Genomic DNA, 8,576 nt, shown 5'->3' with positions numbered 1-8,576 from the left:
ACACCAAAAGGCGTCACTCCTGGTGTGGATACCTGTCACCAAAAGAGTTTGAAGCCAAGACCGCGTGAGCTAACATAATCCCATCATATTGACCACCCGATGTGTCTACTTTCCGGGGGTCGGCCCCGAATCCTCGACAAAAGAAGAGCTACTACAACCAAGATCCACTCGCTCGTTGGTGCGAACAACTCACCGTACTACGAAACACTTGTGCGCACCACAGCCGACTCTGGAACCGTTACTTCACTCCAGCATCCACAAACGCTTTCCGCACGATCCAAGAGTTGTCTTGTCTCCCTGAAGGGCAAAGCGAACGACTCTTCGGAGCTCTCACCATCATCGCATTCATGCTACGAAACATTTCTCCTGGCTCAACCTGGGTGAATAAGGTCCGTAAGCTGATCGAGGAAGAGTACGACCCGCTAGCGTTGCGGAAAACTGATGAGATGGGATTTCCCGATTACTGGAGGAACCTACCTGTCTGGACTCTCTACTAGACAAAAGTGAGACCGTCATCCCACCTCAGAGGCAAAACAACGGCCACGGCTTCTCCCCCGTATAACAGGTAATACGCGGAACCCGAAGGGCACAAAAAGACGCCCACTTTGTATCAAAATGAGCGTCCTAATAAGTGGAGCTAACGGGATTCGAACCCGTGACCCCCACACTGCCAGTGTGGTGCGCTACCAGCTGCGCCATAGCCCCGCACACAAAAGCCGCGAAACATGTTCCGCGCTTGCGTACTTGGGTCATTCTACTTGCCGTACAGACTTCCACCAAAACGGCAGGTCAACAGCAGAGCGGACCCCAAATCCGACCCCAAACAGCCCAACAAAAAACAGGCCAACAAAAACGGCCCCAGGCTCACCCTCAAAGGAGCAAGCCCAAGGCCTGAGCGACCATTCACTCAAAGTGTCAGAGCGTCACAAACTCACTACGCAGTTGCGGCGGCAACCCAGGAGTTGATGTCACCCTGGAATTCGGTGCCGTCGATGAACACGCGCGGGGAGGAGACGGTGCCGGTCTCGGTACTGAGTTTGTCGGCGTTGCCAGTGGCTACTTCGCGGAAGTCGCCGATCAGTTCGCCGTTGCGGATGGACTCCACAGTGGTGTCGTCGGCACCCATTTGCGCTGCAACGTCTGCGAGATCGTTGTTGTCCCACTGACCGTAGGCGTCGTCCTGGTCCTCCAAGAGCACGGTGCGCAGGTTCCAATATGCCTCGGCGTTGCCGGAACGTGCCACTGCGAGGGCGGCGGCGCCAGCCTTGGTGGAGTGGCCCTCCACGGTGGTGCGGTCGTCGCCGCGGTCCAGGAAGTTCAGGGAGCGGACGTTTACCACAATCGAGCCGTCTTCGATGGCGGCCTTCATGTCAGCGTCGGTGGCCACAGCAAGCGCTGCGCAGTGAGGGCAGGAGTAGTCCTCGTAGAGGTCCACGGTCTTCGCGTCGGCGGATGCGTTCGCGGAGGCCAGGGTGATGGTATCGCCCTCTGCGGTTGCGGTGAAGCCCACGGCCTCACGCTCGCGGCTGGCGTACTCCTCCGCCACAGACTTGCTGCCCTGCATCACAATGAAGCCAACCACGGCGGCCACGATCACCAGGAGCGCAATAACGGCCCACAGGAAGCCGTTGGACTTTTGGTTTGGATTTTGAATCTTGCTCATTGATTGTTCAATTCTCTCTATGGGGAAGAATGTGGGAACGTCCTCACCCGCAGGGGCAAGGCTTCCCGACGTCACCAGCTCTACAAGTGTACCCGCTGGTACTCAGTGGAGCTGTTAGGGGTAAATGGCAAACTTCTTGAACGGCCGGAAGGCGGTCCACAGCGATAGGAAGATGTAAACCAGGTCCCTGAGGATCGTCTTGAGGTAGTTCATGCCCAAGGTGGTGGGGTCGGCTGGGCCAAAGCAGCCGCAGTCGATGGCAAGCCCGCGGGCCCACGCCTGCGCGATACCCACGATGAACAGGGTAATCACTATGGTGGAAAGCCAGCCAGACTTGCGGAGGAACACACCCAACAGCAGAAGAATGCCGCCGGCGATTTCCAGCGGCGCGATTACGGTGGCGATCCACTGAGCCCAGGTGGGGCTGAAGATGTCGTAGCCCTCAACGGACTGGACCACTTCCACGCGGCTCCCCAGTTTGGAGACGCCCGCGCGGATCCAGATGTAGGCCATGTAGAAACGCGCTACCGCACTGATAATGTCCAAAATGAGGGTCTTATTGACCCTCCCTCTCAGCTCGCCCACCTCCGGGCTGGCTGCTTCATTGGTTGAAAGTGTGCTCACGCCCTCACACCTTAATGGAGGAAACCAGCACTGAAAACTGCAGATACTGAAACGGAGCGCATTTTATGCCGATCTGATGGCAAAAAAGTTGGAGCGCCGCATCCATCGGGCGCCCCAACGTTTCTCAATCAAAGGTTGGATACTAGCTCTGAGCTTGCAGAACGCTGCTCACGAGTTCCTGGGCTTCCTTCTGCACCTGCGCTAGGTGATCTTCCCCACGGAAAGACTCGGCATAGATCTTGTATTTATCTTCAGTACCGGAAGGACGTGCCGCAAACCACGCATTTTCAGTAGTCACCTTGAGGCCGCCAATCGCCGCACCGTTGCCAGGTGCCGCAACCAGCTTTGCCACGATGGGCTCGCCCGCCAACTCAGTGGCGGTGACCTGCTCCGGGGCAAGCTTCTTCAAAATGGCTTTCTGCTCGCGGTTGGCCTCGGCGTCGGTGCGCGCGTAGGCGGGCGCCCCGTACTGTTCGGCCAATTCGGCGTAGCGCTGCGAAGGCGTCTTGCCGGTCACAGCGGTGATTTCAGAGGCCAGGAGGTCTAGGATGATGCCGTCTTTGTCTGTGGACCACACGGTGCCGTCGTGACGCAAGAACGACGCACCTGCGGACTCCTCGCCGCCGAAGCCCACCGAGCCATCCACCAGCCCCGGCACGAACCACTTGAAGCCCACTGGCACCTCCACCAGCTTGCGGCCGAGGGCGTCGACGACGCGGTCGATCATTGAGGAGCTCACCAGCGTCTTGCCCACGGCGGTCTCGGGGCCCCAGCCGGGGCGGTTGGCAAAGAGGTAGTCGATGGCCACGGCCAGGTAGTGGTTGGGGTTCATGAGGCCGGCGTCTGGGGTGACGATGCCGTGGCGGTCGGCGTCGGCGTCATTGCCGGTGGCGATGTCAAACTTCGTGCGGTTGTGCACCAGCGACGCCATGGAGTTCGGGCTGGAGCAGTCCATGCGGATCTTGCCGTCAGTGTCCAAGGTCATGAAGCGCCAGGTGGCGTCCACCAGAGGGTTCACCACGGTGAGGTTGAGGCCGTAGCGCTCCCCGATCGCGCCCCAGTAGTCCACGGAGGCGCCGCCCATTGGGTCCGCGCCGATGGAGAGCCCCGAGGCCTTGATGGCATCCAGGTTCACTACGTTTGGCAGGTCGGCCACGTAGTTGTCCAGGAAGTTGAAGGTGCCGGCACGAGGGTCCAGCACGCCGTTCACGCTGGTGCGCTTCACGTCCTTCAGGCCAGCGCGCAGGTGCTCGTTGGCGCGGCCTGCGATCCAGTCGGTGGCGTCGGTATCCGCGGGGCCGCCGTTTGGCGGGTTGTACTTGAAGCCGCCGTCACGAGGTGGGTTGTGGGATGGGGTGATCACGATGCCGTCGGCAAGCGCTGCCGGCTTGGAGGCATTGTGGCTCAGGATGGCGTGGGAAACCGCAGGTGTTGGGGTGTAGCGCCCCCGCGAGTCCACCAGCACCTCCACACCGTGTGCAAGCAGCACCTCCATCGCGGAAATCTGCGCGGGCTCGGAAAGAGCATGCGGGTCGCGGCCAATGTACACCGGCCCCGTGATGCCCTGCGCCTGGCGGTACTCCACAATCGCCTGCGTGGTGGCCAGAATGTGGTGCTCATTAAACGCCGTGTCCAACGAGGAACCGCGGTGCCCGGAGGTGCCAAACGCCACCTGCTGATCCGGGTTCTCCGGGTCGGGCGTGCGGGTGTAATACGCGGTCACAAGCTCCGCGATATCAATAAGATCCTCGGGAAGTGCCGGCTGACCTGCGCGGGGATGTGCCATGAAAACTCCTTTGTGGGAAAACTTTCTCAGAAGTGCAAACAGCTATCCCCAATCATTGCGCGTTTCCCGCATTTTTGCAGCCGAACGTGACCGGTTTCCCTTTCCCGCCCGAGCGCTACAGTAAACCCATGAACCTTCTCCTCGTGGCGCTCGGCTCCGGACTCGGCGCCGCCACCCGCGCCCTCATGCCAGGCCCCTTGCTTGTGCTCAACCTCATCGGTTGCCTTGCTTTTGGCATGCTGAAGCCTTCCGCGTTCTGGCGCACGGGTTTCCTGGGAGGATTCACCAGCTTTTCCGGCTACATCATGCTTGCCGACGCCCACAGCGCCACCTCCTCCTGGGGCGGACTTGGGGAACACCTGCTGCTTCCGGCACTGGGGTGCGTAGTGGCGGTGTTCATCGGATCTGCTCTCCGCAAAGCGGGGCAACGATGGCTGGTCTAGACACCGTGATCTGGGTTTTTGCGGGTGGTGCGTTTGGGGGCACCGCGCGCTATCTGCTCAGCAAACTCCCGTTTGGCACGCTGCTTGCCAATACCGCCGCCTGCTGGCTGCTTGGGCAGGTGATGGGGACCGGAACTGGAACTGACTCCACCCAATATTTATTGCTGGGCGCTGGACTCGCAGGGGCGCTTTCCACCTGGTCCACGCTGGCCGGTGAGCTCCAAGCAAAAATCGCCGGCGGTAAGTGGTTGCGGGCTAGCGGGTATCTCCTGGCCCAGGTGGTGTGTGGGTTGGTGGCGTTCGGGGTGTAGCGGCCGCCAACGCATACCAAAAGGGCAGCGAGTGCAACTTCCACTCACTGCCCTTGTGTTGTGCTAATCCGCGATTGCGTCCAGCGGCGGCGTCTTTGCGGCTCGGCGCGCGGGCCACAGTGCGGCCAGCACACCCACCACACCGGAGCCGACGAGCAGCCACACGATCTCGGTGTATGGAACCGAGATGCTGTCCAGGCCAGAGCCGGAGAGCGCCTTGAGGAAGGCCCAGCCGAGGCCCAGGCCAACCACCACGCCGAGGACCGCGCCGTACAGGGCGATCTGGAGGGATTCCACCACGATCATGCGTCGGATCTGGTTGCGCTGCGTACCCACGGCGCGCAGCATACCGATCTCCTGGCGGCGCTCGATTACGTTCAGCGCCAGGGTGTTGATGATGCCAAGCACTGCCACCACCACGGCCAAGCCGAGGAGGCCGTAGATGACGTTCATCATTTGGCTCACCATGCCTGCCTGCTCACCCGCGTATTCCTCCGATGACTGCACGCGCACCACCAGGAAGTCGGCTACGTCCGCTTTGAGGTTGTCGCCGAGCTGCTGCTGGGAAACCGAGCCGTCGCCGGTAACCAGCGCGCCCATCGCCATTGAGTCCACCTGAGTGTCGGCGAAGGTGGACGTGGAGACGTCGAAAGTGCCCAGAATCGGGCTTTCCGTATACGTGCCAATGATCTCTACCGTGCCGATCTCGGCGCCGGTGGAGTCGAGGATTGCGATGGAATCTCCGAGTGCCCAACCCTGTTGCTCAACATAATTCTTTGCGGCGATCATAGTGTTTGGCTGGCTGAGGTCCGCGGAGCCCTCCAGGCCTTCGATGTTGACTGCCTGGGAGACGTCGCCGTTAAGCGTTGGGATGCCCGCGCCGAAGTAAGACTGGCCGCCCTCCAGTGTGACGCCGGTGACCATGCCCATTGACACGACGTTGCCCACACCCTCGGTTTCGGCAATCACGTTTGCTGCCTCGGAGGGGAACTGGATGGAGCTTGCCGCCGGACCGGACACTAAGTAGTCGGCGCGAAGTTCGGAGCTCACCATGTCCTTAATGGAGTTGCTCATGGTCGCGGAAAGCATGCCGATTGCAGACACCAACGCCACACCCAGAGTAAGTGCGAAAGCGGTGGTTGCGGTCCTGCGTGGGTTGCGCCGGGAGTTCGTTGCGGCGAGCTTGCCCACTTGGCCAAACGGCGCGCCGACCACACGGCCGATCGCACCCACTACCGGGATGGAAATCGCCGGCGACGCCAAGAACACGCCGACGATCAGCAGGAACGCACCCACGCCGACGATGATCGCGCGGGTCTTCACCTCGCCGTCCGAGTTCAGCGCGCCGAGTAGCGCCAGTCCAACGCCGGCGAGGATGCCCAGTGCACCAACGATGGTGCGCAGCTTCAGGGAAGACTCGGAGGCGGTTTCGGTGGAACGCATTGCCTCAACTGGCCGCACAGCACCGGCTTTGCGTGCAGGCGCCCAGGCGGAAACCACCGTGACCAGCACGCCCAGCACGAACGGCACGAGTACGCTGTTCACGCTCAGGCCGAGCTCCATGCTCGGCAATTCCATGCCGAAGGCCTTCATCACCGCTTGGATACCAAGCACCAGGCCCATGCCGCCGAGGATGCCGATCGCTGAGCCAATCATGCCCACAATCACCGCTTCAAACACCACGGACTTCGTAAGCTGCGGCCGCGACACACCCAGCGCACGCAGCAGCGCAAACTCACGCAGGCGCTGTGCCACGATCATGGAGAAGGTGTTGGCGATGATGAACGTGCCCACCAGCAATGCGATCAACCCGAACGCCACCAGGAAGTAGTTCACAAAGCTCAGCGCGGACTTCATGGCCTCAGTGGCTTGCTCAGCGAGGGTTTCACCAGTTTCCACATTGAAATCTGGGTACACGCCGCGCAGGTGCTCCACGAGGGCCTGAGGGTCTTCCCCGGTGCCGGCAACGGTGAGGCTACCGACGAGACCATCCGGCACATAGCGCTCAAGGTACGCCTGCTCCGCCATGGCCATGTTGATACTCGGGTGGCTAGCGCCCTCTACGGCATAAAGACCACTGACGGTAACGTTACGCTGCCCGAGGCTATCCACCACGATAAGGCTCTGCCCCACCGTGATGTTGTACTCCTTGGCCCCGGCCTCGTTCACCACCACTTGGTCCGCACCCGTGGGAGCCTCACCCTCCACGAGGGTTTCGCCGCTCACCACGGCATCATCCGGGTTGTACCACACACTCACCATGGGGCTTGCCGCACCAGTTTGGAAGGGCTGGCGATCCTCCGTGGCCACCACCACGGTCTGCGAACCATTGAGGTTTACTTTGCCAACTTGAGAATCCTCACGCAGTGTGTTGAGGGTATCTACCGTCACAGGGGCGGTGTTGCCATTGACTACCGCGTCTACGGAGGCCATTTGGGAGCTGATGGCGGAATCGAAGGTATCACCGAGAGCCTTGGTGAACATCATCGAACCGGACACGAACGCGGTGCCCAGAACCACCGCGAGGACGGTGAGCAGCAGGCGTACCTTGTGCGAGGCCACGGAGCGCCAGGAGACTCGGTACATGGCCTTTGAACTTGATTGAGTGTCTACTGAGTGGGATGCCATTTAGTGCACGTCCTCGATGTGAGCCATGGTGCTCAGGATTTCCTCTGCACTTGGATTGCGCAGTTCCTGGACAATACGCCCATCCGCAAGGAAGATCACGCGGTCTGCGTAGGAGGCTGCGCGGGGGTCGTGGGTCACGATCACCACAGTTTGGCCGTCTTGGTCCACGGCGGTTCGCAGGATGCTCAGCACTTCTGCGGAAGAGTTGGAGTCCAGGTTGCCAGTGGGTTCGTCGCCGAAGATGATGTCTGGGCGAGCAACGAGGGCACGTGCACAAGCGACGCGCTGCTGCTGGCCGCCGGAAAGCTCAGCTGGACGGTGCCCGAGGCGGTGGGAGAGGCCGAGGCGCTCAGTCACCTCGTTGAACCAGGCCTTGTCTACCTTCTTGCCTGCAATATCAATTGGCAGGGTAATATTTTCGGCCGCGGTGAGGGTAGGCACCAGGTTGAAGGACTGGAAGATGAAGCCCAAGCGGTCGCGGCGCAGGGCAGTCATTTCTTTGTCCCGCAGTTGGGAGAGGTTGACGTCGCCGATGTAGGTTGCGCCGGAGGAAGCGGTGTCAAGGCCTGCCATGCAGTGCATGAGGGTGGACTTGCCGGAGCCGGAGGGACCCATGATTGCGGTGAACTCGTTGGCAATGAACTCAACGTCAATGTTGTTAATTGCGGTTACAGCGGTTTCACCTTGGCCGTACACTTTTGTGAGGGCTTGAGCATGCGCGGCTGCGCGCTGCTGCGAATTGGTCATGATTATTTTTTCTCCGTATCTCAGGCGCGTCCGTGGTTTGGGGCGCGTCTTGTGCAATTTACGCATGTTGAACATGCAACATTGTCTATTCAACACGTTTCAGGCCCAGCTTGCCATCAGGGTTTGCCCGGATTCACCCATGGTAGGGCCCTTATGGGTCTTGGGGCCTGTGGTCCTGGGGCATAAACGCCGCCTCCGTATTGGTTGCCCGTTTCCCCTTACCCTGTTTTTGGGTATGCGAAAAGAGATGATGCGGGGTGCCTGTTGGGGCGCCCCGCATCATCTTTTGTGTTTTTTTAGTTTTAGGTCGGCGGTGACTTACTCTCCCACACCCTCCCGGGTGCAGTACCATCAGCGCTGTCGGGCTTAGCTTC

The 8,576-nt window shown here is 60.6% G+C and carries 8 protein-coding genes and 1 tRNA gene; 3 read left to right on the top strand and 6 right to left on the bottom strand.

Annotation, left to right across the window (positions count from 1 at the left end):
• Window positions 1–101 precede the first annotated feature (101 nt).
• A complete protein-coding gene (locus tag NQ050_RS10765; protein ID WP_257039345.1) occupies window positions 102–497 on the top strand; it encodes an Abi family protein in 396 nt (131 codons plus the stop codon).
• 135 nt (window positions 498–632) lie between these two features.
• On the opposite strand, the gene NQ050_RS10760 is transcribed toward NQ050_RS10765, so the two are convergent.
• The 4 genes from NQ050_RS10760 to pgm all read right to left on the bottom strand — a co-directional run bounded on the left by NQ050_RS10760 (window position 633) and on the right by pgm (window position 4,073).
• Window positions 633–705 (bottom strand) — tRNA-Ala (locus NQ050_RS10760).
• Window positions 706–934: 229 nt separating this feature from the next.
• Window positions 935–1,663 carry a thioredoxin domain-containing protein gene (locus tag NQ050_RS10755; protein WP_257039344.1) on the bottom strand — a complete coding sequence of 243 codons (729 nt, stop codon included), beginning with the start codon at window positions 1,661–1,663 and terminating at the stop codon, window positions 935–937.
• 114 nt (window positions 1,664–1,777) lie between these two features.
• On the bottom strand, window positions 1,778–2,239 hold the full coding sequence (locus NQ050_RS10750) for a DoxX family protein (RefSeq protein ID WP_257039347.1): 462 nt from the start codon (window positions 2,237–2,239) through the stop codon (window positions 1,778–1,780).
• A gap of 190 nt (window positions 2,240–2,429) precedes the next feature.
• Window positions 2,430–4,073, bottom strand: coding sequence for a phosphoglucomutase (alpha-D-glucose-1,6-bisphosphate-dependent) (gene pgm, locus NQ050_RS10745; protein ID WP_257039343.1), 1,644 nt, complete (start codon window positions 4,071–4,073; stop codon window positions 2,430–2,432).
• A gap of 128 nt (window positions 4,074–4,201) precedes the next feature.
• Between pgm and NQ050_RS10740 the strand changes: the two genes are divergently transcribed.
• Both NQ050_RS10740 and NQ050_RS10735 read left to right on the top strand, forming a co-directional pair.
• Complete coding sequence (locus NQ050_RS10740; protein WP_257039342.1) at window positions 4,202–4,516, top strand: CrcB family protein; 315 nt, start codon at window positions 4,202–4,204, stop codon at window positions 4,514–4,516.
• Window positions 4,504–4,827 carry a CrcB family protein gene (locus tag NQ050_RS10735; protein WP_257039340.1) on the top strand — a complete coding sequence of 108 codons (324 nt, stop codon included), beginning with the start codon at window positions 4,504–4,506 and terminating at the stop codon, window positions 4,825–4,827. The genes NQ050_RS10740 and NQ050_RS10735 overlap by 13 nt, the downstream gene beginning before the upstream one ends.
• 63 nt (window positions 4,828–4,890) lie before the next feature.
• Here NQ050_RS10735 and NQ050_RS10730 read toward each other — a convergent pair whose 3' ends face one another.
• Together NQ050_RS10730 and NQ050_RS10725 are read right to left on the bottom strand one after the other, a co-directional pair.
• A complete protein-coding gene (locus NQ050_RS10730) occupies window positions 4,891–7,455 on the bottom strand; it encodes an ABC transporter permease (protein WP_373456458.1) in 2,565 nt (854 codons plus the stop codon).
• Entirely contained in the window at window positions 7,456–8,202 is a 747-nt protein-coding gene (locus tag NQ050_RS10725; protein WP_257039339.1) for an ABC transporter ATP-binding protein, read from the bottom strand.
• Window positions 8,203–8,576: the final 374 nt, after the last annotated feature.

This window comes from Corynebacterium sp. 122RC1, from assembly GCF_024580955.1.
In the GTDB taxonomy this organism is placed as follows: Bacteria; Actinomycetota; Actinomycetes; order Mycobacteriales; family Mycobacteriaceae; genus Corynebacterium; species Corynebacterium kozikiae.
The sequence above is the reverse complement of the archived record's forward strand: the minus strand, read 5'-3'. Positions and strand labels throughout refer to the sequence as shown.